The following is a 23947-nucleotide window of genomic DNA, read 5'->3' as shown; positions in this document are numbered from 1 at the left end:
TGGTGTGGCGAGGGTGGGGCAGGTCAAGTCGCCTGCGGGTGAGCGGATATCGGACCGGATCGCGATCGGGGTGCTGACCCAGGCGTTTCCGCCGGGTCTGGTCGATGAGGTGATCGCCGAGACCGGGCGGGGTGAGAAACGCAGCCGTCTGCTGCCGGCGCGGGTGGTCGTGTACTTCGTGCTGGCGATGTGCCTGTTCTTCGGGCAGGGCTACGAGGAGGTCGCCCGGCTGCTGGGCGAGGGACTCGGGGACGGGCGGCGGTCGTGGCGGGTGCCCACGACCGCCGCGATCGGCCGGGCCCGCCGCCGGCTGGGCGTCGAGCCGCTGAAGGCGCTGTTCGCCCGGGTCTGCCGTCCGGTGGCCGTGCCCGAGACGACGGGCGCCTGGTACCGGCGGTGGCGTGTGGTGGCAGTGGACGGTACCTGCCTGGACCTGGCGGACACCGACGCCAACACCGAGTTCTTCGGCCGGCACGTATCCGGGCGTGGGGCCAGTGCGTTTCCGCAGGCCAGGGTGGTGGGGCTGGCCGAGTGCGGCACTCACGCGATGTTCGGTGCCGCCATTGGCCCGCTGTCGGTCAGTGAGCAGTCGTTGTCCCGGCGGCTGTTCCCCCTTCTGCGGGAGGGGATGCTGCTGCTGGCCGACCGCGGCTTCTACGGATTCGAGCTGTGGCAGGCCGCCCGGGCGAGCGGCGCGGACCTGCTGTGGCGGGTCCGCGCCAACGCCGCCCTGCCCGTGGTCCGGGTCCTGAACGACGGCTCCTACCTCAGCACCGTCCACGCCGAACCGGACCGAAAGAGCCGCCGCAACCCGGTGACCGTGCGGGTCGTCGAGTACACCCTGGCCCACACCGGCGATGCGACCGTCTACCGGCTGGTCACCACCATCCTCGACCCCGAACAGGCACCCGCCCGCGAGCTGGCCGCGCTCTACGCCCAGCGATGGGAGATCGAGACCACGCTGGACGAGATCAAGACCCACCAGCGCGGACCCAGACTCGTCCTGCGCTCGAAGTACCCATGGGGCGTGGAACAGGAGATCTACGGGCTCCTCCTGGTCCATCACGCCATCCGGCAGCTGATGCACCAGGCCGCCCTTCACGAGGGCCTGGACCCCGACCGCCTGTCCTTCACCCGCAGCCTGCGGGTCGTGCGCCGCCAGGTCCCCGCCCAGGCGGCGCTTTCCCCCCGGCAGACTCACCCGCGCACTGACCCGCACCCTGGCTGAGATCAGCGAACGCCTCCTACCCGAACGACGTCAGCGATCCTGCCCGCGCGTCATCAAACGCAAGATGTCCAACTGGCCCCTCAAACGGGCCGAACACCGCGACTGGCCGCCACCCACTCCGGTCATCGTCACGATCGCCGGACCGGGCAGGACTTAAATCACCGGCGTTGGAACTAGACCAGCTCCCCCACCGGCGCCACCACCGAGCCGTGCTTGCCGCACACCCAGTGCGGCTCCGGCCCCAACTCCGGCTCCACGCTCAGCGCGTGCGGGTCCCCGTCGGCCGCGCAGTCGGTGCACAGCGGCCACCGCCCGTACGCCTCCAGCAGCGCGTCCTGGACGTCCTGGGCGACCAGCCCGAGCACGTACTCGGTGCCGTCCGGCCACTGCTCCAGCCACCAGCGACGGTGCGTGACGGCCTGCTCCACCAGCGAGACGACGGCGGCGTCCGCCACGTCCCGCGCGGTGAGGTCGGCCAGGATCAGTGCCCGCGCGTTGTGCAGGGCGGTCTCGATGTCAGCCATCCGTCCATTCTCCGTCGATACGCGAAAACGCCGCGTGGGCGGCCCCCGAAGGGAGCCGCCCACGCGGACGAGGAACCAACCGATCCGATCGAAGCGATCAGGATCAGAAGTCCATGTCACCGCCCGGCATGCCGCCGCCGGCGGCCGCGGCGGCCTTCTCCGGCTTGTCGGCGATGACGGCCTCGGTGGTGAGGAACAGCGCCGCGATGGAGGCGGCGTTCTGCAGCGCCGAGCGGGTGACCTTGGCCGGGTCGATGATGCCCGCGGCGACCAGGTCGACGTACTCGTTGGTGGCGGCGTTCAGGCCGTGACCGGCGGGGAGGTTGCGCACCTTCTCCACCACGACGCCACCCTCCAGGCCGGCGTTGGTCGCGATCTGCTTGATCGGGGCCTCCAGCGCGACCTTGACGATGTTGGCACCGGTGGCCTCGTCGCCGTCCAGCTCCAGCTTGTCGAAGGCGACACCGGCCTGCAGCAGGGCGACGCCACCACCGGCGACGATGCCCTCCTCGACGGCGGCCTTGGCGTTGCGGACGGCGTCCTCGATGCGGTGCTTGCGCTCCTTGAGCTCCACCTCGGTGGCCGCGCCGGCCTTGATCACGGCCACGCCGCCGGCCAGCTTGGCGAGGCGCTCCTGGAGCTTCTCGCGGTCGTAGTCCGAGTCGCTGTTCTCGATCTCGGCGCGGATCTGGTTCACGCGACCGGCGACCTGCTCGCTGTCACCGCCACCGTCGACGATGGTGGTCTCGTCCTTGGTGATGACCACCTTGCGGGCGGTGCCCAGCAGGTCGATACCGGCGTTCTCCAGCTTGAGGCCGACCTCCTCGGAGATCACGGTGCCACCGGTGAGGATGGCGATGTCGCCGAGCATGGCCTTGCGGCGGTCGCCGAAGCCCGGGGCCTTGACGGCGACGGACTTGAAGGTGCCGCGGATCTTGTTCACGACCAGGGTCGACAGGGCCTCGCCCTCGACGTCCTCGGCGATGATGACGAGCGGCTTGCCGCTCTGCATGACCTTCTCCAGCAGCGGGAGCAGGTCCTTGACCGAGCCGATCTTGGAGTTGGCGATGAGGATGTACGGGTCCTCGAAGGTCGCCTCCATGCGCTCCAGGTCGGTGGCGAAGTAGGCGGAGATGTAGCCCTTGTCGAAGCGCATGCCCTCGGTGAGCTCGAGCTCCAGACCGAAGGTGTTGCTCTCCTCGACGGTGATGACGCCTTCCTTGCCGACCTTGTCCATGGCCTCGGCGATGAGCTCGCCGATCTGGGTGTCAGCGGCGGAGATGGAGGCGGTGGAGGCGATCTGCTCCTTGGTCTCCACGTCCTTGGCCTGGGCCAGCAGCTGGTCCGAGACGGCGGCGACGGCCTTCTCGATGCCGCGCTTCAGGGCCATCGGGTTGGCGCCGGCGGCGACGTTGCGCAGACCCTCGCGAACCAGGGCCTGGGCCAGCACGGTGGCGGTGGTGGTGCCGTCACCCGCGACGTCGTCCGTCTTCTTGGCGACCTCCTTGACGAGCTCCGCACCGATCTTCTCGTACGGGTCCTCGAGCTCGATCTCCTTGGCGATGGAGACACCGTCGTTGGTGATCGTGGGGGCGCCCCACTTCTTCTCCAGCACGACGTTGCGACCCTTGGGGCCGAGCGTGACCTTCACTGCGTCGGCGAGCTGGTTCATGCCACGCTCAAGGCCGCGGCGAGCTTCCTCATCAAAGGCGATGATCTTGGCCATCAGAAGTGGTCCTCCGGGACACGGTCGACTGCTCGGACCAAGGGGTGCCCGCGACGGACGGCCCTGGTGCGCGGAGGTCCATTCCCCTACCGCTCCCGGGGGCCTCACCGACCCGGTCCGCTGTCACTCTCACACTGTGAGTGCTAACGCCAATGATTAGCACTCCGGGTGGTCGAGTGCAAGCCCAATCGGCCACCCGCGAGCCGCCGTCGAGCCCCGTCCGCGAGCGCGGACCGGGGCACGGACGGGAACGCGAACGGGCCCGCACGACGCGTGTCGTGCGGGCCCGTCGAGAAGCAGGAGGTCCACCAGCGGTGGGCCGCGCCGAGCTCCTGGAGTCGGAAGGGGTCAGACCGCCGCGCGAACCATGTCCGCCTGCGGGCCCTTCTGTCCCTGAGAGATCTCGAACTCGACCCGCTGGCCCTCCTCGAGGGTGCGGTAGCCGTCCATCTGGATCGCGCTGTAGTGGACGAAGACGTCCGCACCACCGTCGACCGCGATGAAGCCGTAGCCCTTCTCCGCGTTGAACCACTTGACGGTGCCCTGAGCCATTCCGAACTCCCCTAGTGCTGTGCTGGCCCTTCACGTGCCCGCAGGTCGCGGGCCCGGGTCTGGTTGAAGGCCGGCCCGGGGAACCCCCCCTGGGCGCAGCCGTGCACGCCGCAATCCTCCGCACAGAAAGCCGAACGGCTTCCGATGGGCGGTCGATTACGCCGACCGCCGCTGAATGTATCCGGACCGACGCCCTCTGCAACAGGGCCAACCGCCAGGAATTCCATAGCCCCGTCAAGAGACAAGGACGAACAAACCAGGGTGAAATCGGCATTTCATGCCGGACATAGCGGACGAATTACCCAAACCCTCGCAGGAATTCTGACATCCGCCTGACATGTTTCACGGCCCGGGACGCGAGCCGGTCTCAGTGACCGGACGACCTCCGGCCAAGCACCGCGCGAGCCGGAAGGGAAGCCCCGTTCCCAGCAGAGCCACACTCTACTCCGACTTGACCCGGAAATATTCCCGCCGAAATGCCAGCGGTCGCCCGCACATACGGAGAGTCGAATTCCGTACGTACGGGCGGCCGGGAAGCGGGATGCGACGGCTCAGCAGCCGCCGGCCACCGCCGGGATGATCGAGACGTTCGCGCCGTCCTTGATCTCGGTCGCCAGGCCCTCGGCGAACCGCACGTCGTCGTCGTTCACGTACACGTTGACGAAACGGCGCAGCTTCCCGGTGTCGTCCAGGATCCGGGCGGAAATGCCCGCGTGGTTCTGCTCCAGGTCGGCGATGACCTCGGCCAGGCTGGCCCCCTCGGCGGTCACCTCGGCCGCGCCGCCGGTGTAGGTGCGCAGGATGGTCGGGATGCGGACTTTGGCGCTCATGGCTCTCCTAGCGGGGGGTGGGGGTGGTTCAGGCGGACGCGAGACCGGCGGAGCGGAAGGACTCCAGCGTCGGGCGGATGACGGCGGTCATCCCGGCGTCGGAGACGGCGTCCAGCGTCTTCAGGCCGTCACCGGTGTTGATCGCGACGGTCTCCCTGGCCGGGTCCAGCTGACCGGTCTCGACCAGCTTCTTCAGCACGCCGACGGTCACCCCGCCCGCGGTCTCCGCGAAGATCCCCTCGGTCCGGGCCAGCAGCCGGATCGCCGCCACGACCTCTTCGTCCGTGACGTCCTCGACCGCCCCGCCGGTCCGACGGGCGATGTCCAGCACGTACGGGCCGTCCGCCGGGTTGCCGATCGCCAGCGACTTGGCGATGGTGTCCGGCTTGACCGGCTTGATCACGTCCCGGCCCGCCTTGAACGCGGCCGACACCGGCGAGCAGCCCTCGGCCTGGGCGCCGAAGATCCGGTACGGCCGGTCCTCCACCAGGCCGAGCTTGATCAGCTCCTGCAGCCCCTTGTCGATCTTCGTCAGCTGCGAGCCCGAGGCGATCGGGATGACGATCTGCTCCGGCAGCCGCCAGCCGAGCTGCTCGCAGATCTCGTACGCCAGCGTCTTGGAGCCCTCGCCGTAGTACGGACGCAGGTTGACGTTCACGAAACCCCAGCCCTCGCCGGCCGGGTCCCCGATCAGCTCCGAGCAGAAGCGGTTCACGTCGTCGTAGTTGCCCTCGATGCCCACCAGCTCGCCGCCGTACACCCCGGCCATCACGACCTTGCCCTGCTCCAGGTCGTGCGGGATGAAGACGCAGGACCGGAACCCGGCCCGGGCCGCCGCCGCGCCCACCGCGCCTGCCAGGTTGCCGGTCGAGGAGCAGGACAGCGTGGTGTACCCGAACGCCCGCGCCGCCTCGATGGCGCAGGCCACCACCCGGTCCTTGAAGGAGTGCGTCGGGTTCCCGGAGTCGTCCTTCACGTGCAGCGGAGCGGTGAACCCGAGCTCCCGGCCCAGGTTGTCCGCCTTCACCAGCGGGGTCCACCCCGGGTTCAGGTTCGGCTTGGACGCCACGTCGGCCGGCACCGGCAGCAGCGGCGCGTAACGCCAGATGGACGCCGGACCGGCCTCGATCCGCTTGCGCAGCTCCTCGGCGCGCTCGCTCCCGAACTCGTACGCGATCTCCAGCGGCCCGAAGCACTCCAGGCAGGCGAAGCTGGGGCCGAGCGGGAAGCGGGTGCCGCACTCCCGACAGGACAGGGCGGCGGCGGGGCCGAGGTCAACCGGTGGGGGTCCCCCCGGCCGAAGGCTGGGGGAGGGTGCGGCAGTGTCGATAGCCATGATGGCGGAGGCCTCTCTCCTCATCTTCCCCGTGGCGCGGTCGCGCCACAGGCCGGAATTGGCACCTGTCCCGCCGGGGCCTGTGAACAGCCGAGCGAGAAGGTTGCCGGGACGTCAACGGGCCGTTCCCTCAGTCCCTCTGGATGAGCTTGTGAAGTTGTGGTTCAGCGGCGACCCCGGCGTGCGAAGGTCCGACCGCTGTACGAAGACTGTATCCGAAGGCGTCCACCCTGAAAGGGACCGTCCGTCACGCGAGATGGCCCGTTCCACCCGACCTCGCCGAGGAGATTCACCGTGCCCGCCGAACCGACCCCCGCACTCCTCCCGCAGGCGGCGTCCTGGCTGCACCGCCGCTCGTGGAGCGCGGCCGACCGGCCGGTTCACACCCTGCTGGAGGCCAAGCGGCGCACCCGGCAGACCGTCAGCGTCGTCCTCCCCGCGCTCGACGAGGAGGCCACCGTCGGCGACATCGTCCGCACCGTCCGGCGCGAACTGATGGACCGGCTTCCTCTGGTCGACGAACTGGTCGTACTCGACTCCGGCTCCACCGACGCCACCGCCACCGTCGCCGCCGAGGCCGGCGCCCGGGTGGAACAACGGGACGCCATCCTGCCCCGGCTGCCCGCCGTCCCCGGCAAGGGCGAGGTGCTCTGGCGCTCGCTGCTGGTCACCCACGGCGACATCGTCTGCTTCGTCGACGCCGACCTGCGCGAGTTCGACCCCGCCTTCGTCTCCGGCATCCTCGGCCCCCTGCTCACCGAACCCGACATCCAGCTGGTCAAGGCCATGTACGACCGCCCCCTCGAAACGGAGTCCGGCGCGATCGTCCCCGCCGGCGGCGGCCGGGTCACCGAACTCGTCGCCCGCCCCCTGCTCAACCTCCACTGGCCGGAACTCGCCGGTTTCGTCCAGCCCCTCGGCGGCGAGTACGCGGCCCGCCGCTCACTGCTCGAACGACTGCCCTTCCCCACCGGCTACGGCGTCGAACTCGGCCTCCTGGTCGACGCGTTGGAGCTGGTCGGCCTGGACGCCCTGGCCCAGGTGGACGTCGGCGTCCGACACCACCGCCACCAGGACGGCCAGGCCCTCGGCCGGATGGCCGCCACCATCTACCGCACCGCCCTGGAACGCCTCGACCGCACCCACCGCCTCAAGGCCTCCGCCGACCTGGTCCACCCCCACCTCACCCAGTTCAGCCGCGACCCGGAAACCCGCGCCTTCACCGCCCACAGCCACCCGGTGACCGCCCTGGAACGCCCCCCGATGCACACCGTGCCCGAATACGCGGCCCGCCATTGAAACGTTTGCCGACCCAGGCCCCCGGCAACATCCCAACCATGGGCGATCTCACGACCGAACGTTCGAGCGCGACCGGCACCGCCCCCGTTTTGGTGGCCTCCAATCGGGGACCGGTGTCGTTCAGCGCCGCCGACGACGGCACGCTGACCCTGCGCCGCGGCGGCGGAGGCCTCGTCTCCGGCCTCTCCGCGATCGACGACCCGAACGCCGTCTGGGTGTGCGCCGCCCTCGGCGACGCCGACCGCCGAGCCGCGGCAGAAGCCCCCGACGGCCGCCTCGACCTGGCCGGCCACGACGTCGGCGGCCAGGCCGTACGGATGCTGGACATCGACCCGGAGACCTTCGCCCACGCCTACAACGGCGTCGCCAACTCCACCCTCTGGTTCGTCCACCACCTGCTCTACGCGACCCCCACCGCACCCTCCTTCGACGCGGGCTTCCGCACCGAATGGGCCGCCTACCAGGCCTACAACACGGCCTTCGCCGAGGCGCTTGCCGCCGAAGCCGCACCGAACGCCGCGGTCCTCGTCCAGGACTACCACCTCTCCCTGGCCCCGGCCCTGCTCCGCGCGGCCCGCCCCGACCTGCGGATCGGCCACTTCTCCCACACCCCCTGGGCCCCGCCCGAGTACTACCGGATGCTCCCCGACGACGTCGCCCGCGCCGTCCTCACCGGCATCCTCGGCGCCGACCGGGCCGGCTTCCTCACCGAACGCTGGGCCCGCGCCTTCGCCGCCTGCTGCGAGGACCAACTCGGCGCCACCGTCGACCACGACGCGATGACCGTCACCCACCTCGGCCGCACCACCCACCTCGGCGTCCACGCCCTGGGCGCCGACGCCGACTTCCTCCGCGAACGCGCCCACCGCCCCGACGTGGACGAACGCCTCGCCGCCCTCCGCACCTCCGTCGGCGACCGCCGCACCATCGTCCGGGTCGACCGCACCGAGCTGAGCAAGAACATCGTCCGCGGCCTCCAGGCCTACCGGCACCTGCTCCGCACCCACCCCGAGTGGCACGACCGGGTGGTGCACATCGCCTTCGCCTACCCCTCCCGCACCGACCTGGCCGAATACCGCGACTACACGGCGTCGGTGCGACAGCTCGCCGACGCCATCAACGCCGAATTCGCCACCCCCACCTGGCAACCCCTGATCCTGCACGTCAACGACGACTTCCCGCGCTCCCTCGCCGCCTACCGCCTGGCCGACGTCGCCCTCGTCAACCCCATCCGGGACGGCATGAACCTGGTCGCCAAGGAAGTACCGGTCGTCTCCGACAGCGGCTGCGCCCTCGTCCTCTCCCGCGAGGCCGGCGCCCACGCCGAACTCAAGGACGACGCCCTCACCGTCAACCCCTACGACGTCATCGCCACCGCCGAGGCCCTGCACACCGGCCTCACCATGAGCCCGGAGGAGCGCGCCGACCGCACCAAGCGCCTCGCCGCCGCGGCCACCGCGCTCCCCCCGCAGCAGTGGTTCCTCGACCAGCTCAACGCCCTCTGACCGCCTCCCCCAAAGCACCCAACAGCTCCACCACACCCTCGGGCCCGTCGACCACCACATCCGCCCGGTCGGCGAGTTCGCGCACCGGCGCGTCCCCCACCGCGCCGGCGCACACCAGCAGCCCCGCCACCCCCTGCCCGCGCAGCTCCTCCACCGCCGCGAAGGCCGCCACGTCCCCCAGGTCGTCCCCCGCGAAGAGCACCGACCGCGCCCCCCGCTCCCGCAGGAACCCGGTCAGCGCCGCCCCCTTGTCCACCCCCGGCGGTCGCAGCTCCAACACCAGCCGCCCGGGCTCCACCACCAGCCCGTACTCGGCGGCCAACTCCCCCACCGGCGCCCGCAACAACGCCAACGTCTCCTCCGGCGCCCCCGTCCGCCGGGTGTGCACCGCCACCGAGCGCCCCTTGTCCTCCACCCACGTCCCCTCGGGCGCCGCCACCCGCTCCAACAACTCCGGCAACGCGGCCCGCGCCCCCGCAACCCCCGGATGCACCTCGGGCGCCGTCACCACGCCGCCCTCCCACCGCTCGGCCCCGTAGTGCCCCAGCACCACCAGCCCCGGCACCCCGTCGAACCCCCCGTACTCGGCCGCCAACCCGGCCGGCCGCCCCGTCACCACCACCACGGCCCCCACCGCGGTCCCCAACCCCCGCAACGCCCCCACCACCCCCGGATGCGCCCGAGCCAGCGCCGGATCCGCCACGATCGGCGCCAAGGTGCCATCGAAGTCCAGGGCGATCACCGCGTCCCCCGGCGCCGCCAGAATCGCCCGCAACCCGTCCCGCCCGGCATCAGTGACCGGCGCAACCATCTCTTCAAGGCCCATACATCAGCCCATACCCCCGCCCCCGCACCAACCCACCTACAGCAACCCCCTCAACGAGCCCCCCGCCGCGCCTCCCGAACCCGCCGCAGCCGATTCACCAGCACCGGCGCAGCCGCCAACGCCTCCTCCCGGTCCAACAGCCCATTCAGCAGCTGGTAGTACCGCGTGGAGGAGAGCCCCAACTCCTCCCGGATCGCCCGCTCCTTGGCCCCCGCCGTCCGCCACTGCCGCCCCTCCAGCGCCAGCACCGCCCGGTCCCGCTCACTCAGCTCGCCCACCGAGGACACCTCCGCCCATCACTACGGAGTGTCATTCTCCCGCCGAACCCCGACACACTCTGCGGGACGACCACGCCCCCACCGCACGGCTACCGTCGACCCATGATCAGCTTCGCCGTGCACATCCCCACCACCGAGCTCGTCCCCGAGCCCCTCGACCCGTCCCAGATCGTCTCCGGCACCCCCGAGGTCACCGGGAAGGTCCTGTCCGAGTCCCCCGACGGCCGCCAGCTGCGCGGCATCTGGCAGATCACCCCGGGCGTGGTCACCGACGTCGAGGCCGACGAGATGTTCGTGGTGCTCAGCGGCCGGGCCACCATCGAGATCGAGGGCGGCCCGACCCTGCGGGTCGGCCCCGGCGACTGCGCCGTCCTGCGCGAGGGCGACCGCACCACCTGGACCGTCCACGAGACCCTCCGCAAGGCCTACGCGATCACGCTCCCCAGCTGAGACCGGGAAGCCCCGGGTCCTACTGCTTGCGGACCCGGGCCGCCTCCTTCACCGCCGAGTCCTGCAGCCCGCCGAGCACCTGCTTCGGGTCCCCCGTGACCGCCTGCCCGATCCCGGCCTTGATCCGGTTGCTGACCTCACCCCAGGCCGGGTCCCCGAAGGGGTAGAAGCTCGCGTTGGTCAGCCCGACCGCGAACTGCTTGAGGTCCTCGTGCTTGGGATCGGACGACATCTGGCTGAACGCGTCCTGGGTCACCGGCAGCAGGTTGTACTGCTCGTCGAACTTCAGCTGGTAGTCGCGCGAGTAGACGAAGGACAGGAACTTCTTGATCTCGTTCTTGTGCCCGTTGGCCTTGAACGCCATCATCCAGTCCGCGACCCCGAGGCTCCCGGTCTTCCCCACCCCGTCCTTCTTCGGAATCGGCGCCGTCCCGAAGTCGATCTTCCCGGCGGACGCCATCCGCAGCAGCGTCGGATGCCCGTTCAGCATCGCGACCTTGCCCGACGCGAAGTCCTGGAACACCGGCGTGCGGTTCATCTTGCCCGGGTCGGCGTAGGTCAGCCCGGTGTTCACCAGGTTGCTCTTCAGCCAGCTGAACGTGGCCTGGTTCTGGTCGCTGTCGATGGTGTAGTTGCCGACGTCGTCCGAGATGCTCCCGCCGCCGCTCAGCGTCCACAGCATCGACTCGGCCGGCGCCTCCTCCGGCCCCAGCGGAAGCCCGTACGGGGTCACCCCCGGCACCTTGGCCTTGATCTTCTCGGCCGCGGCCCGCAGCTCGTTCCAGGTGGTCGGCGGCTGCGTGACGCCGGCCTGCTTGAAGATCGCCTTGTTGTAGAAGAGCACCCGCGACGACGACACGAACGGGATCCCGTACTGGGTGCCCAGCACCTGCCCGGCGTGGGTGAAGTTGTCCATGAACTTCGCCTGGGTGTCCATCGAGAGCACGTCCGCCGCCGGGTACAGCCGGTCCGCCGCGACCTGGTCCGCGAACCCGCCGGTCTGCAGCAGGTCGGGCGACTTCCCGGCCGCGATCATGTCGTCGACCTTCTTGCCGATGTCGGTCCAGCTGTCGACCTCGACCTGGACCTTGATGCCCGGGTTGGCGGCCTCGAAGGCCTTGGAGACGTCGTCCCAGTAGTGCTTGGAGCCGGTCTCGACGCTCTCCCCGTAGTCCGCGGCGACCAGCTTGAGCGTGACCGGCCCGTCGCCCTGCCCGCTGCACGCGCTGACCGCGGTGAGCACCAGTGCTCCGGCCATCGCACTACCGAGCACACGGGTGGAAACGTGGGCGCGCCTGTTCAACGCGGGTACCGCCTTCAGGGGATGAACTGCGGCCGGATGAGGGAATCCGGCAGGGGGGACGCGCAAGACTGCCAAACCCGCTGTCCACTGGTCCACACCACTCGGCCCCACCCGCCGAGTAGTTACCGAAGTGCCCGGCTTCATTGCACGATGCGCAACAGCCGGCCGACACACCGCCCGCACCGACAGCCGACACCGACAGCCGGGACCCGACGGCCGCCGGCCGGGACCCGGCGGACGCCCCCGCACCCGAGACAAAGCTCACCCAGTATGGACCAGACCAATCCAAGAACTGGACTAGACCTCTTCGACCCGACCAAGGGAAACTGTCCTCCGTGAAGCACGTCATCGCACTCGATGTAGGCGGCACCGGCATGAAGGCCGCGCTGCTCGCCCAGGACAGCTCCGTGCTGTTCGAGGCACGCCGACCGACCGGGCGGGAGCACGGCCCCGACGCCGTCGTCGCCGCCATCCTCGACTTCGCCGCCGATCTGGCGGACGAGGGCCGCAGTCGCTTCGGCGTCGCCCCGCTCGCGGCCGGCGTGGCCGTCCCCGGCACGATCGACGAGAAGAACGGGATCGCGGTCTTCTCCGCGAACCTCGGCTGGCGCGACCTCCCGCTGCGCACGCTGCTCGGCGAGCGCCTGGCCGCCCCCGGCGGCGCCGCGATGCCGGTGGCCCTCGGCCACGACGTGCGCTCGGGCGGCCTGGCCGAGGGCCGGCTCGGCGCCGGCCGGGGCGTGGACCGCTTCCTGTTCATCGCCCTGGGCACCGGCATCGCCGGCGCCATCGGCATCGGCGGCCGGATCGAGGCCGGCGCCCACGGCTACGGCGGCGAGATCGGCCACGTCGTGGTCCGCCCGGGCGGACCGCAGTGCGGCTGCGGCGCCCGCGGCTGCCTGGAGACGCTGGCCTCCGCCTCCGCCGTCTCCCGCGCCTGGGCCGGGGCCAGCGGCGACCCCGACGCCGACGCGGCATCCTGCGCCGCCGCGGTGGACGCCGGGGACGACCGCGCGCTCGCCGTCTGGCAGCGGGCCGTCGACGCCCTGGCCGACGGCATCGTGCTCGCCCAGAGCCTGCTCGACCCGTCGACGGTGATCGTCGGCGGCGGGCTGGCCGAGGCCGGCGACACGCTCTTCACTCCCCTGCGCGCGGCGGTCACCGAGCGCCTGACCTTCCAGATGCCCCCGGAGGTCGTACCCGCCATGCTCAAAGACACCGCCGCGTCCCTGGGCGCGGGCCTGCTCGCCTGGGATCTGCTCTCGATGGAGGTGACCGCGTGACCACCGCGGACCGTGACCGTACTTCCCTGGCGAATGCCCGACTCGTCCTGCCCGGCGGCGTCGTCGAGGGCGACCGGATCGCCGTCCAGGGCGAGCGCATCGCCGGCTTCGGCGGTGCGACCGAGCCCGGCGACCTGGACCTGACCGGCCACACCGTCGTCCCCGGCTTCGTCGACCTGCACGTCCACGGCGGCGGCGGCGCCTCCTACGCCTCCGGCATCGCCGAGGAGGCCCTGCTCGCCGCCCGCACCCACCTCGACCACGGCACCACCACCACCGTCGCCTCCACCGTCACCGGCGAGATCGACGACCTCGCCCGCCAGGCCCACGTCCTCTCCGAACTCGTCGAGGACGGCGTCCTGGCTGGCATCCACTTCGAGGGCCCCTTCATCTCCCCGGGCCGCTGCGGCGCCCACCGCCCCGACCTGCTGCGCGACCCCGACCCGGCCCTCGTCCGCAAACTCGTCGACGCCGCCCGCGGCCACGCCAAGATGGTCACCCTCGCCCCCGAACTCCCCGGCGGCCTCGACTCGGTGCGCATGCTCGCCGACCTCGGCGTCATCGCCGCCGTCGGCCACACCGACTCCGACTACGCCACCACCCTGGAGGCGATCGACGCCGGCGCCACCGTCGCCACCCACCTCTTCAACGCCATGCCCGGCATCGCCCACCGCGCCCCCGGCCCCATCGTCGCCCTGCTGGAGGACGAGCGGGTCACCGTCGAGCTGATCAACGACGGCGTGCACCTGCACCCCTCCGTCCTCGACCTCGCCTACGGCACCGCCGGCCCGAGCCGGGTCGCCCTGATCACCGACGCCATGGGCGCCGCCGGCATGGGCGACGGCCTCTACCCCCTCGGCCCCCTCCAGGTCCAGGTCAGCGACGGCGTCGCCCGGCTGGTCGAGGGCGGTGCGATCGCCGGCTCCACCCTCACCCTGGACGTGGCGTTCAAGCGCTCGGTCACCGTCAACGGCCTGACCATCGACCAGGCCGTCGAGTCACTCTCCGCCACCCCTGCCCGGCTGCTCGGCCTCGCCGACTCCGTCGGTTCCCTGGAGACCGGCAAGCTCGCCGACCTGGTCGTGCTCGACTCCGACAGCTACGACCTGGTCGCCGTGATGCGCCGCGGCCGCTGGGTCCGCGGCGGCGAGACCTTCTCCACCGTCAAGTCCGCCTGAGCAACGGCAACGGCCGCCCTTCCCCGGCAGGGGACGGGCGGCCGCGTCGTGTCCGAGGCGGTCTCAGCTGCTCGGCTCGATCACGATCTGGTCGATCAGCACCGCCGCGCCGGACGGCGGCATGAAGGTGACGCTGTTCTGGCCCGCCTGGAACTGCGGGAGGATGAACGTCGTGAACCACGAGGCCGACGGGTCCTTGCCGGCGTTGTAGTTCTTGTACGTGACGCCGCTCGGCCAGTCCTTCCCGTTGACCGACGCCGCGCCCTTCACATCCCCGCCGGGGTTGTTGTAGTGAATGCTCAGCTTGTACGTCCCGGCCGTGGCGATCTGGCCGTTCCAGGTCACCGACCCGCCCTGCTGGAGCGTCAGGTAGCTGCCGTCGGCGGACTTGGCGCCCTTGACGCTGTTGCCGGACGGCGCGTTCTGGCCCTGCAGCTGGCCGGCGTCCACGGTCGACGGCCCGTTGGTGGCGCCGGCGCTCGCCGAGGGGGAGGCCGTCCCGCTGGTGGCGCTGCTCGCCGGGGTGCTGGGGGCCGGCGGGGCGGTGGTCGTGGTGCCGCCGCCCTTGGCGTTCTTGTCGCCGTCCGGGTCGCCGGTGGAGAGCGCGATGCCGGCCCCGATCGCTATCGCCGCGACCACGGCGACCGCGCCGATCACCGCGCCCCTGCTCCGGCCGCTGCTCTGCCGCTCCTCCCCCGGCTGCGGCCGGGAGTGCTCGGCGTAGCGGGTCTGCTGGGTGGGCACGCCGTACTCGGCCTGCTGCTGCATGCCGGGCTGGCCGTACGGGGCCTGCTGCTGCGGCACCGGCTGCTGGCCGTACGGGCCGGGCTGGCCGTACGGCTGCTGCTGCGCACGCGGCGGCCCCCCTTGCGGGTAAGGCTGTCCGTACTGCGCACGCCCGACCTCCATCGGCCGGTTGTAGGACGTCCGGGGCACGCCCTGCTGCGGCTCGGCCGGCTGCCCGGTGGAGCCGTCGGCCGGGCGGTAGAGGTAGCCGAACGGGTCGTCGTCCTGCGGGGCACCGCCCCCCTGGCCCTCGGGCACTCCGTTGTCGCCGGCGGTCGTCACGGTGGTCTGTTCCCCCATCCGGTGCGCGCCGCCGGGCTGCGGGCGGCGCAGATCATGGACGCTGTCGTACGGGGAACCCTACCTGCCGCAGCGGACAGCGGGAAAAGAGCCCTTGACAACTCGCGGGTAACCTGCGCGGCGCCGGATGCTCGGCACCCGACCGACCTCGGCAAACAGCCGATCGAAGCGCGGAGAGCCCCGTCAGCCCGCCCGTCGGTGCGAGCGCTCCCCGCGCGCCCCCCGCACCGCACCGCCACGGGCCCGCTTCTCGTCGTACATCCGCTCGTCCGCGGTGTGCAGCACCTCCTCGATGCTCATCCCGCAGCCGGCCCAGCCGACCCCCAGGCTCACCCCCACCCGCATCGCCCGCCCGTCGATGCGCATCGGCGGGATGATCGCGTTGCGCAGCCGGTGGGCGAGGTCCTTGGCCTCCTCGCGGCCGATCCCGTCGGCCAGCACCACGAACTCGTCGCCGCCGAGGCGGGCCACCGTGTCGCCGTCCCGGACCGCCCCGCTCAGTCGCCGGGCCACCTCGACCAGCACCGCGTCGCCCGCGTTGTGCCCGAACCGGTCGTTGATCGACTTGAAGCCGTCCAGGTCGCAGAAGAGCACTGCGAGCCCCTTGTCCGCCGGGGCCGGCGGGCCGGAGCGGAACGGCGCGGACCACGCGTCGCCGGTCGGCCCGTACTCGGCCGGGACCACGGCGTGCACGTGCTCCCCGTAGCCGGGGGCGAGGCCGGGCAGCAGGCCGCCGTCCTCGGCCGGCCCGTATCCGTGCACCGGCCCGGCGTACGGATCCGCCCCCTCCAGGCCGTCGTACGCCGCGTGCGCGCTGTACGAGTCGGCCGGGTAGCCGTACGGGGACGGGTAGGCGTCCCCGCCGGACGTGGCGGCGGCGCCGACCGGCTGCGACTCGGAGCAGAGCCGACGGCCCAGCCGGGCCTTGAGCTCCGCGCCGTTGGGCAGGCCGGTGAGCGCGTCGTGGCTGGCCCGGTGGGCGAGCTGGAATTCGTGGCGCTTGCGGTCCTCGATGTCCTCGACGTGGGTGAGCAGGAAGCTCGGGCCCTCGGCCGCGTCCGCCACGATCGAGTTGCGCAGGCAGACCCACTGGTAGCCGCCGTCCCGCCGGGACAGCCGCAGTTCCGCCCGGCCGCTCTCGGCGCTGGTGCGTTCCAGCAGCGCCCGGTCCTCGGGGTGGACCAGGTCCGCGAAGCTCTGCTGGCGCAGCACCGCCCGGGGGCGGCCGAGCAGTCGACAGAGCGCGTCGTTGACCCTGGTCAGCTGGCCGCGCCCGACGCCGTGCAGTTCGGTGATGGCCATCCCGCTCGGCGCGTACTCGAAGGCCTGGCGGAAGCTCTCCTCGCTGGCCCGCAGGGCCTGCTGCTCCTTCTCCAGCCGGGCCAGCGCGCGCTGCATCTCGGCCCGTAGCCGGGCGTTGCCGATCGCGATGGAGGCCTGCAGCGAGAACATCTCCAGCGCCTCGCGGGTCCAGGCCCCGGGCCGCTTGCCGCTGCGCGGGCGGTCCACCGAGAGGACGCCGAGCAGGTCGCCGCCGGCGCTGTACATCGGGGCGAGCAGCCCGTCGGCGGGGTGCCAGTCGTTGGCGTAGACGGGCAGCGGGCCGTCCCCGATCCAGCGCGGGATGTCGCTGGCGACGGCCCAGCCGCGGTCGTACGGCAGGAAGCGCAGGGTGCCCCAGTGGTCGCTGACGCCGAGCAGCCGGTCCCAGGACTCCCGCGAGCCGACCTGCCCGAGCAGCACCGAGGGCCCGCCCATCGGGCTCTCCTCCAGCTCCCAGACCGCCGCCACCACGAGGTCGCCGTCCGGCCGGACCAGGCTGACCGCGGCGGAGTCGAAGCCGAGTCCGTGCACCGCGCCCTCGACGACGGCCTGCAGCGTGCCCGCCAGGCTGCGGGCAGCGTTGAGGTCCGCCACGACCCGGTGCAAGGTGCGGAGGGTCGCGAGACGGACGTACGGCTCCGACTCGGCTTCCATGCGGGGGCTCCCCGGCTGCTTCGGATAGTTCTTGATTGGTTATCGTCCGATTGCCAGAAGAACTGAATCACAGGGAGCACAGCGTTCGGCACGCTCGGTCAGCAATAGGCCACCACTTGTGACTTAAATCACACGACACTAATGCGTCCTTAATCAGTTCATCCGCCCCATAGCGGGACATAAAGCGCTATCGGAACATTTCTCGTGGTCGGCCGCATCGGCCGCACGCTGAAGCCCCCTGCACCCGCCGATCCCCCGGCTTCACTCCTGGGGGTGAGTCCGCTCCGGGCCCGGCCCGACCGCACCGCTGGTCCTACGACCACGGCCCGATGCCGTTCCCCGCGGCCGCCAGCTACCGTGCGGTACGTGTACCCGTCCCCGCAGCCCGAAGCTGCCTCCCACGCCACGCCCGACGAGTTCCGGGCAGCACTCTCCCAGCTCGCCGCCGGCGTGAGCCTGGTGACCGTCCACGACCCGGAGGACGGGGAGGACATCGGCATGACCGCCACGTCCTTCCTCTCGGTGTCGCTGGAGCCGCCGCTGGTGCTGATCTCGGTCCGCGAGGACTCCCGGATGGACGAGGTGCTCTCCCGGGTCGACACCTGGGCGGTCTCGGTGCTGGCGGAGGGGCAGAAGACGCTCGGCTCCCGCTTCGCCATGAAGGGCCGGCTCAGCGACCGGCTGCTGTTCGCGGACACCGCGCACCGGCGCGGCCCGCGGACCGGCGCCCCACTGGTCGAGGGCGCGCTGGCCGCCGTCGAGTGCCGCACCGAACAGCGGATACCCGCGGGCGACCACACCCTGCTGGTCGGCCGCGTCCTGGAGGCCACGGTCCCCACTCCCGGCGGCCACCCGCTGCTCTACTTCCGCGGCGGCTACCGCGCCCTCGGCTAGAGCCCCCGGAACCCGGCTAGTCCTGGCGCGGCGCCCGCCGGCCCTGCTTCAGCTCGGAGCGCTGCCGCTTGTTGGACAGCCGCCGCTCGACCATCCCGCGACTCGGCCTGGTCGCCCTCCGGGCCTTCGGCGGCGGCGCGCACGCCTCGGTCAGCAGCGCCGCCAGGCGGGCCGCGGCCGCCTCCCGGTTGCGCCACTGCGAGCGGTACTCGGAGGCCTGGACCACCAGCACCCGGCCGTCCACCAGCCGGTGCGCCAGCCGCTCCACGGCACGCTCGCGCCACACCTCGGGCAGCGCCCTGGAGGCCGCCAGGTCGAAGCGCAGCTCGACCTTGGAGTCGGAGGTGTTGACGTGCTGGCCACCGGGGCCGGAAGAACGCGAGAAGCGCCAGACGAGCTCGGCGTCGGGGACGACCACCGACCCCCGTACGCGGATGGGCTCGGGCATGCGCCCATCATCCCGCGTCGGGTGCACCGGGTCACCCGGTTATCCGCCCGCGCCCCGAACCCCGACAATGGCGTACGTGATCGAGCTCGGCTACTCCCTCTCCAACCGCTTCCCCGACCCCCCGCAGACCGACTACCGCACCGCCCCCGTGCGCTCGCTGCGGTACGACCTGTTCTGCGGCGACGTCTACCTGGACGCCGAGGGCGCCGAACTCTCCACCCGCTGGGGCTGGGTGCCGGTGCTGGACTTCGCCTGGGCGCTGTGCGACATCGTCGAGCAGCTCGACCGCGACCCGGACGGCTCCCGGGCCGCCCGGGTGCAGACCGCCGACCTCGACTTCACCCAGAACACCGAGCTGCTGCGCTTCGCCCGCCGCTTCAACTGGGTGGAGATCACCGCCACCTGGCTGCGGGACGAACCGCCCGCCGTGGTGCGCCACAGCGACCTGCGGCGCGAGGCCCGGGACTTCCTCCAGGACACCCTCGCCGACCTCTTCGACATGCACCCCGACCTGGCCGACAATCCGAACATCTGGTCGCTCCAAGGCCGCTTCCCCCGGGTCTGAGCCCCCGACGCCCGAGCCCGCCACCCGGCCGTCGCATTGCCCACCCTTTGCTCTTGCTTGACACCCCGCGAAGAATTCACGGACGCCGCGGAACCAAGCCACCGGAGTATCGCGTTCTCCCGGGAAAAGCGAACGAAGGGACTGCAATCGCCATGCCAGTGAGCCTCTCCAAGGGTGGCAACGTCTCGCTGACCAAGGAGGCCCCCGGCCTGTCCGCGGTCAGCGTCGGCCTGGGCTGGGACGTCCGCACCACGACCGGCGCCGAATTCGACCTCGACGCCAGCGCGATCGTCCTGAACGCGGACGGCAAGGTGCTGTCCAACGCCCACTTCGTCTTCTTCAACAACACCAGCACGCCGGACGCCACCGTCGTGCACACCGGTGACAACCGCACCGGCGAGGGCATGGGCGACGACGAGTCGATCAACGTCAACCTGGCCGGCCTGCCGGCCGAGGCCGTCAAGATCACCTTCCCGGTCACCATCTACGACGGCGTCGCCCGCGGCCAGAACTTCGGCCAGGTGCGCAACGCCTACATCCGCGTGGTGAACGCCGGCGGCGGCGCCGAGATCGCCCGCTACGACCTCTCCGAGGACGCCGCCACCGAGACCGCGATGATCTTCGGCGAGCTCTACCGCAACAACGGCGAGTGGAAGTTCCGCGCCGTCGGCCAGGGCTACGCCTCCGGCCTGGCCGGCATCGCCCAGGACTTCGGCGTCCAGATCTGACGCACCCCCCAGCAGATCCGGCCTGCCCCGAAAAAGCCCGCGGCGCGGGAAGTCGATCCGTCCGACTTCCCGCGCCGCGTGCTTTCGCGCAGGCTCCTCAGCGCGAGGCGCGCAGCTGCGGCAGCTCGATCAGCTCGGTCTCGTCCTCCGGCGTCAGGTCCACCACGGTCGGCTCGCCCTGCTCCGGCTCCTCGGCCGCGTCCGACGACGGCGTGGGCTGCGAGGGCTGTCCGGACCGCGCGGGCCGCGCGCCGTCCGGCACGGCCGACTCCGCCGCCTGCGCCTCGGCCTTCGCCTTCGCGGCGACCGCCTCGTCGCCCACCACGTCCGCCAGGTCCGCACGGTCCCCCAGCTCGGCGATGCTGCCCACCGCCGGCGCCGGAGCGGCCGCCCGTACCGCCGCACCCGAGGTGCGGCCGAAGAAGCTGAAGCCCTGCCCGCGCACCTGCCCGGACTGCGCCGGGCGCGTCCGCTGCCGCTCGGCCGGGGCCGGCGCCACGGCCGGAACGCTCTGCGTCCCGCCGAGCTGACCGACCGTCGCGGTCAGCGCCGGGCGCAGCGCGGCGGGCTGCACCGGCTTCGGCTGCGCCGGGGCCCGGCCCGCCGGTGCCTGCGCGGGAGTGGGCACCGAGGGCGCGACCGGGGCCGGCACGGACACCGGCTTGGGCGCCGGGGCGGCCGTGCCGCTCAGCGCCTGCGTCGCGGGCGCCCGCAGCGCGACCTCCGCGCCCGCCGGCACCTCGCCCAGCGTCCGGGGGGCCCGCTGCGCCTCCTGCTCCGCCGCCCGCCGCGCCAGCAGCCGCAGCACGGCCGCCGCGCGGACGAACGCGGCCGGACTGGCCGGGTACTTCGGACGGCTCGCGGCGAGCGCCCGCTGGGCCGCCTCGGCCTCCTTGAGGGCCTGCTCGGCCACCGTCACGGCCCGCTCCCGCAGCAGCCGGGCGATCTCGGTCTCGGCCTTCGCCAGCCGCGACTTCTCCGCCGTCAGCCGCCGCCCGAACCGGGTGGCCCGCTCCTCGGCGACCTCGGCCGCGTACTCGGCCTCGGCCAACTGCTCCTCGAAGCGCTCCTCGGCGCGCATCCGCTGCGCGGCGGACACCTCGGCGGCCGCCCGGGCCGCCTTGTCCCGCTGGCGCAGCAGCAGCGCGAAGCCGAGCACCGCGATCAGCGCCGCGACGCCCACCGAGCGCACCAGGATGGTGTCCTGACTGAAAAGCAGAGCGGCCAGTGCGGCGACCAGCAGTACGCCGGCGGCGGTGGGGGGAAAGATCCGGCCGAGGACGGAGGAATGACGGTGGCGTCCGCGAGACATACCAAGAAACTAGCGTGCGAATTGGGGGCCTGTCAGCCCAGGGTCCCCTTCCGCCCTTGACAGGGTGTCGTTTTTACCGCACGTGCCCGGCTTTTCACTCAAGATCACTAAAAAGGGCCTGCTCAGCGACGCCCCGGCGTCGGCGGGCCGATGCCCCGCCGACGACCCGCCGATGACCGGCTTCCGATCCCGCGGACGTCTCAGCGGTGCGAGGCCGCCGGCCCGCTCGGGTCGTCGTGGTTCTCCGGCAGCTTGCACACGTGCTGGAGCCAGAGCGCCGCCGCGATCACCGCGGCCCCCGCCAGCACCGCGAGCCCGGCGGTGACGGCCTGGTCCTTGCGGGCCGACACGTCCAGCTCGCCGAGCAGGTAGATCCCGGCCCCGGCGTAGATCCCGGTGACCACGGAGGAGACCAGCGCGCTGGCCTGCCCCAGCACCACCGCGCGGGCCGCCAACAGCGGGTCGACCCGCTTCGCACCGGGCAGCCGCTCGCGCACCGCCTTCAGCCGCGACCGCAGCGAGATCGTGGTCGCCAGCAGGATCACCGCCACCGCCGCCAGTACCGCCGGCGCCGCGGCCGGCACGGCCGGCAGCGTGTCCAGGGAGGCCCACAGCTTGGAACCGGCCCAGGACAGCGCCGTCGTCGCGGCGGTGATGCCGATCAGCAGGCGGAGGCGAAGCAGCTTCACGCGGAGGAGGTCCTTCCCGGGGTACCAGAGCCCGCCGGCCGGCCGGTGGCCCGGCACGGCGACGCCAGGCCACCGTACCGGGCCGGGCCGGGCGGACATCTACTCGTACGGCCGGGCCCCCTGACCGAGTTCCCCGGCCCGCCGGCCGACCGGTGGCGGGCGCGTCTCTCGTGGGGGCTACTCCGGCAGGGTCAGCCGGATGTCGTCGCGGCGCTTCACGCCCTGCGCGTCCGGACCGCCGAGCGCCGCCAGCAGCGCGGCGACCTGCCCGTGCCCGGGCACCTCGGCCTCCGGCTGGGCGTCCAGCCACGGGGCGAGCACAAAGGCCCGCTCGTGCGAGCGCGGGTGCGGCAGCACCAGCTGCGGGTCGTCGCTGACGACGCCCTCGTAGGCCAGGATGTCGACGTCCAGGGTGCGCGGACCCCAGCGGACCTCGCGGACCCGCCCGAAGGCGTCCTCGATCGCGTTGCCGCGCTCCAGCAGGTCCCGCGGGGGCAGTGAGGTGCGCAGCACGACGACCGCGTTGTAGTAGTTGGGCTGCTCGTCCGGGCCGCCGACGGCCTCGGTCTCGTAGACCGCCGAGACGGCCTTGATCCTCAGCCCGGGGGTGTCGGCGAGCGCGTCGACGGCACCCTGCAGGGTGTCCAGCCGGTTGCCCAGGTTGCTGCCGAGCGCGATCACCGCGCAGCGCTGGCTGTGCAGCGTGGTGTCGGCGGAGTCCACCCGGCTCTCCAGGTCGAACGCGTTCGGCTCGGCGATCGGGTCACTGCTGTTCATCGAAGAAATCCCTCTGCATCGGAAACCAGGCGCGCGGTGGGGGTCATGCGCGGCCCCGGTGGATGGTCACGGTCACGTCGTCGAACGGCACGGTGATCGGGGCGTCCGGCTTGTGCACGGTGACCTCGACCTCCTCGACCGCGTCGTGCTTCAGGCACTGGTCGGCGATGCGCTGGGCCAGGGTCTCGATCAGGTCGACCGGTTCCCCGGCGATGATCGCGGTGACCTCCTCGGCCACGATGCCGTAGTGCGCCGTGCGGGTGAGGTCGTCTCCGGACGCGGCGGGGCGGGTGTCCAGGTACAGCACGAGATCGACCACGAAGGTCTGGCCCTCGACGCGCTCGCGCTCGAAGACGCCGTGGTGGCCCCGGGCTCGCAGCCCCCGCAGGGTGACGCGGTCCAGCAAACGAATCACTGCTCCCAGTCGGACGGGCCCCGCCCGGAGAAAGGCATGGACGGGCAGGGCGACGGCGGGCAGCACACCCGCCACTCCGTTTCGAATCTACCCGCGAGCGCGGACAACGTCTGACCGTCCTACCCGGCACGAACCGTCGCCACGCACACCGATCCGGCGATTGACGTGAACGTTCGGTGACCACTCGGAAATTCCCCCGCGACGGTCCGGCGCCGATTTTCCGCGACCGTGGAAATCAGTCCTCGTCGTCCTCGTCACCGCTGGTCAGAACAGGTGAACCATGGTGCGACCAGAGCTTCCACCCGGCCGGGGTGCGACGGAACAGATTGCTGGAGACGACCTTTCCGCCGACCAGCGGCCCGAGTTCCCCCTCCTCCTCCGCCTCGCCGCCGGAGAGGATGTTCTCGGTGCACGTGACAAGGGCCACATCTCCGTGGACCTCGGCCTCGACATCGGTCAGGAAGAACTGGATGTACTCCGTGTTCATCATGATCAGCATGTACGAGCGGGTCACCTGCGCCCGCCCGCGCAGCACCGGCCAGCCGGGGTGCACGCACACCACGCCACCCTTGTCGTCGGCGTACTCCGGGCCCAGCCAGGCCTCCTCGACCGCCTCGACGTCCCCCCGCTCCAGCGCCTCGTAGAACCCCCGGTTCGCCGCGAGCACCGCCTCCAGGTCCACCTCGTGGGCCTTTCCGGCCGCCGCGCCGCTCAACCTGCCGTCACCTGTCACAGACC

General features: G+C 71.9%; 25 protein-coding genes and 1 riboswitch. Of the genes, 9 read left to right on the top strand and 16 right to left on the bottom strand.

Features of this window, described 5'->3' with window-relative positions; genetic code table 11:
• The first annotated feature begins 4 nt into the window (after positions 1–4).
• A complete protein-coding gene (locus tag ACGF12_RS20745; protein ID WP_393031838.1) occupies positions 5–1228 on the top strand; it encodes an IS4 family transposase in 1224 nt (407 codons plus the stop codon).
• A gap of 173 nt (positions 1229–1401) precedes the next feature.
• Here the strand turns inward: ACGF12_RS20745 and ACGF12_RS20740 are convergent, their stop codons facing one another.
• From ACGF12_RS20740 to thrC, 5 genes are all read right to left on the bottom strand, one after another.
• On the bottom strand, positions 1402–1752 hold the full coding sequence (locus tag ACGF12_RS20740; protein ID WP_393031835.1) for a hypothetical protein: 351 nt from the start codon (positions 1750–1752) through the stop codon (positions 1402–1404).
• 103 nt (positions 1753–1855) lie between these two features.
• Positions 1856–3478 (bottom strand): chaperonin GroEL, encoded by a 1623-nt coding sequence (gene groL, locus ACGF12_RS20735; RefSeq protein ID WP_045692318.1) that lies wholly within the window; start codon positions 3476–3478, stop codon positions 1856–1858.
• A gap of 348 nt (positions 3479–3826) precedes the next feature.
• A complete protein-coding gene (locus tag ACGF12_RS20730) occupies positions 3827–4030 on the bottom strand; it encodes a cold-shock protein (protein WP_030289665.1) in 204 nt (67 codons plus the stop codon).
• A gap of 551 nt (positions 4031–4581) precedes the next feature.
• Positions 4582–4860 (bottom strand): MoaD/ThiS family protein, encoded by a 279-nt coding sequence (locus ACGF12_RS20725; RefSeq protein WP_387617690.1) that lies wholly within the window; start codon positions 4858–4860, stop codon positions 4582–4584.
• Between the two features lie 28 nt (positions 4861–4888).
• On the bottom strand, positions 4889–6196 hold the full coding sequence (gene thrC, locus ACGF12_RS20720; protein WP_393031830.1) for a threonine synthase: 1308 nt from the start codon (positions 6194–6196) through the stop codon (positions 4889–4891).
• A 17-nt stretch (positions 6197–6213) separates the two neighbouring features.
• A riboswitch (SAM riboswitch) is annotated at positions 6214–6346 on the bottom strand.
• A 144-nt stretch (positions 6347–6490) separates the two neighbouring features.
• On the opposite strand from thrC, the gene ACGF12_RS20715 reads away from it, so the two are divergent.
• Both ACGF12_RS20715 and ACGF12_RS20710 read left to right on the top strand, forming a co-directional pair.
• Entirely contained in the window at positions 6491–7495 is a 1005-nt protein-coding gene (locus ACGF12_RS20715) for a glucosyl-3-phosphoglycerate synthase (RefSeq protein WP_393031827.1), read from the top strand.
• A gap of 38 nt (positions 7496–7533) precedes the next feature.
• A complete protein-coding gene (locus ACGF12_RS20710; protein WP_393031824.1) occupies positions 7534–9000 on the top strand; it encodes a trehalose-6-phosphate synthase in 1467 nt (488 codons plus the stop codon).
• Here ACGF12_RS20710 and otsB read toward each other — a convergent pair.
• Both otsB and ACGF12_RS20700 read right to left on the bottom strand, forming a co-directional pair.
• Entirely contained in the window at positions 8987–9826 is an 840-nt protein-coding gene (otsB, locus tag ACGF12_RS20705; RefSeq protein WP_393031821.1) for a trehalose-phosphatase, read from the bottom strand. The genes ACGF12_RS20710 and otsB overlap by 14 nt on opposite strands.
• A 50-nt stretch (positions 9827–9876) precedes the next feature.
• A complete protein-coding gene (locus ACGF12_RS20700) occupies positions 9877–10104 on the bottom strand; it encodes a DUF3263 domain-containing protein (RefSeq protein WP_387617682.1) in 228 nt (75 codons plus the stop codon).
• Positions 10105–10206: 102 nt separating this feature from the next.
• Here ACGF12_RS20700 and ACGF12_RS20695 point away from each other — a divergent pair, with 102 nt between their 5' ends.
• Positions 10207–10554, top strand: a complete 348-nt coding sequence (locus ACGF12_RS20695) for a cupin domain-containing protein (RefSeq protein WP_393031818.1) — start codon at positions 10207–10209, stop codon at positions 10552–10554.
• Positions 10555–10573: 19 nt separating this feature from the next.
• On the opposite strand, the gene ACGF12_RS20690 is transcribed toward ACGF12_RS20695, so the two are convergent.
• Positions 10574–11812 (bottom strand): extracellular solute-binding protein, encoded by a 1239-nt coding sequence (locus tag ACGF12_RS20690; protein ID WP_393031815.1) that lies wholly within the window; start codon positions 11810–11812, stop codon positions 10574–10576.
• A 380-nt stretch (positions 11813–12192) separates the two neighbouring features.
• Here ACGF12_RS20690 and ACGF12_RS20685 point away from each other — a divergent pair, with 380 nt between their 5' ends.
• A complete protein-coding gene (locus tag ACGF12_RS20685) occupies positions 12193–13140 on the top strand; it encodes an ROK family protein (protein ID WP_393031812.1) in 948 nt (315 codons plus the stop codon).
• Positions 13137–14318: an N-acetylglucosamine-6-phosphate deacetylase gene (nagA, locus tag ACGF12_RS20680; RefSeq protein WP_393031810.1), complete on the top strand. Its 1182-nt coding sequence runs from the start codon at positions 13137–13139 to the stop codon at positions 14316–14318. Before ACGF12_RS20685 ends, nagA begins: the two co-directional genes overlap by 4 nt.
• Positions 14319–14381: 63 nt before the next feature.
• Here the strand turns inward: nagA and ACGF12_RS20675 are convergent, their stop codons facing one another.
• Positions 14382–15386: a carbohydrate-binding protein gene (locus tag ACGF12_RS20675; protein WP_393031807.1), complete on the bottom strand. Its 1005-nt coding sequence runs from the start codon at positions 15384–15386 to the stop codon at positions 14382–14384.
• A 201-nt stretch (positions 15387–15587) separates the two neighbouring features.
• Positions 15588–17381, bottom strand: coding sequence for a diguanylate cyclase domain-containing protein (locus ACGF12_RS20670; RefSeq protein ID WP_393031804.1), 1794 nt, complete (start codon positions 17379–17381; stop codon positions 15588–15590).
• A 357-nt stretch (positions 17382–17738) separates the two neighbouring features.
• Between ACGF12_RS20670 and ACGF12_RS20665 the strand changes: the two genes are divergently transcribed.
• A complete protein-coding gene (locus ACGF12_RS20665; RefSeq protein ID WP_393031801.1) occupies positions 17739–18275 on the top strand; it encodes a flavin reductase family protein in 537 nt (178 codons plus the stop codon).
• Between the two features lie 16 nt (positions 18276–18291).
• Here the strand turns inward: ACGF12_RS20665 and arfB are convergent, their stop codons facing one another.
• Entirely contained in the window at positions 18292–18723 is a 432-nt protein-coding gene (gene arfB, locus ACGF12_RS20660; RefSeq protein WP_393031798.1) for an alternative ribosome rescue aminoacyl-tRNA hydrolase ArfB, read from the bottom strand.
• Between the two features lie 67 nt (positions 18724–18790).
• On the opposite strand from arfB, the gene ACGF12_RS20655 reads away from it, so the two are divergent.
• Positions 18791–19288, top strand: a complete 498-nt coding sequence (locus ACGF12_RS20655; protein WP_380613215.1) for a hypothetical protein — start codon at positions 18791–18793, stop codon at positions 19286–19288.
• 152 nt (positions 19289–19440) lie between these two features.
• Positions 19441–20016, top strand: coding sequence for a TerD family protein (locus tag ACGF12_RS20650; RefSeq protein WP_387632125.1), 576 nt, complete (start codon positions 19441–19443; stop codon positions 20014–20016).
• 97 nt (positions 20017–20113) lie between these two features.
• Here the strand turns inward: ACGF12_RS20650 and ACGF12_RS20645 are convergent, their stop codons facing one another.
• The 5 genes from ACGF12_RS20645 to ACGF12_RS20625 form a co-directional block, all read right to left on the bottom strand.
• A complete protein-coding gene (locus tag ACGF12_RS20645; protein WP_393031794.1) occupies positions 20114–21328 on the bottom strand; it encodes a hypothetical protein in 1215 nt (404 codons plus the stop codon).
• Positions 21329–21528: 200 nt separating this feature from the next.
• Complete coding sequence (locus tag ACGF12_RS20640) at positions 21529–22017, bottom strand: DUF3180 domain-containing protein (protein ID WP_387624792.1); 489 nt, start codon at positions 22015–22017, stop codon at positions 21529–21531.
• 177 nt (positions 22018–22194) lie between these two features.
• Positions 22195–22794 carry a 2-amino-4-hydroxy-6-hydroxymethyldihydropteridine diphosphokinase gene (folK, locus tag ACGF12_RS20635; RefSeq protein ID WP_380613211.1) on the bottom strand — a complete coding sequence of 200 codons (600 nt, stop codon included), beginning with the start codon at positions 22792–22794 and terminating at the stop codon, positions 22195–22197.
• A 43-nt stretch (positions 22795–22837) separates the two neighbouring features.
• The gene (gene folB, locus ACGF12_RS20630; RefSeq protein WP_030288941.1) at positions 22838–23197 is read right to left on the bottom strand and encodes a dihydroneopterin aldolase; all 360 of its coding nucleotides are present in this window, start codon (positions 23195–23197) and stop codon (positions 22838–22840) included.
• 247 nt (positions 23198–23444) lie between these two features.
• Positions 23445–23942, bottom strand: a complete 498-nt coding sequence (locus ACGF12_RS20625; protein ID WP_387624798.1) for a nuclear transport factor 2 family protein — start codon at positions 23940–23942, stop codon at positions 23445–23447.
• Between the last annotated feature and the right edge of the window lie 5 nt (positions 23943–23947).

Origin of the sequence: Kitasatospora sp. NPDC048296 (assembly GCF_043201815.1) — a bacterium.
Taxonomy (GTDB): domain Bacteria; phylum Actinomycetota; class Actinomycetes; order Streptomycetales; family Streptomycetaceae; genus Kitasatospora.
Note: the sequence above shows the minus strand (reverse complement) of the source record. Positions and strands in the feature narration are given on the sequence as shown.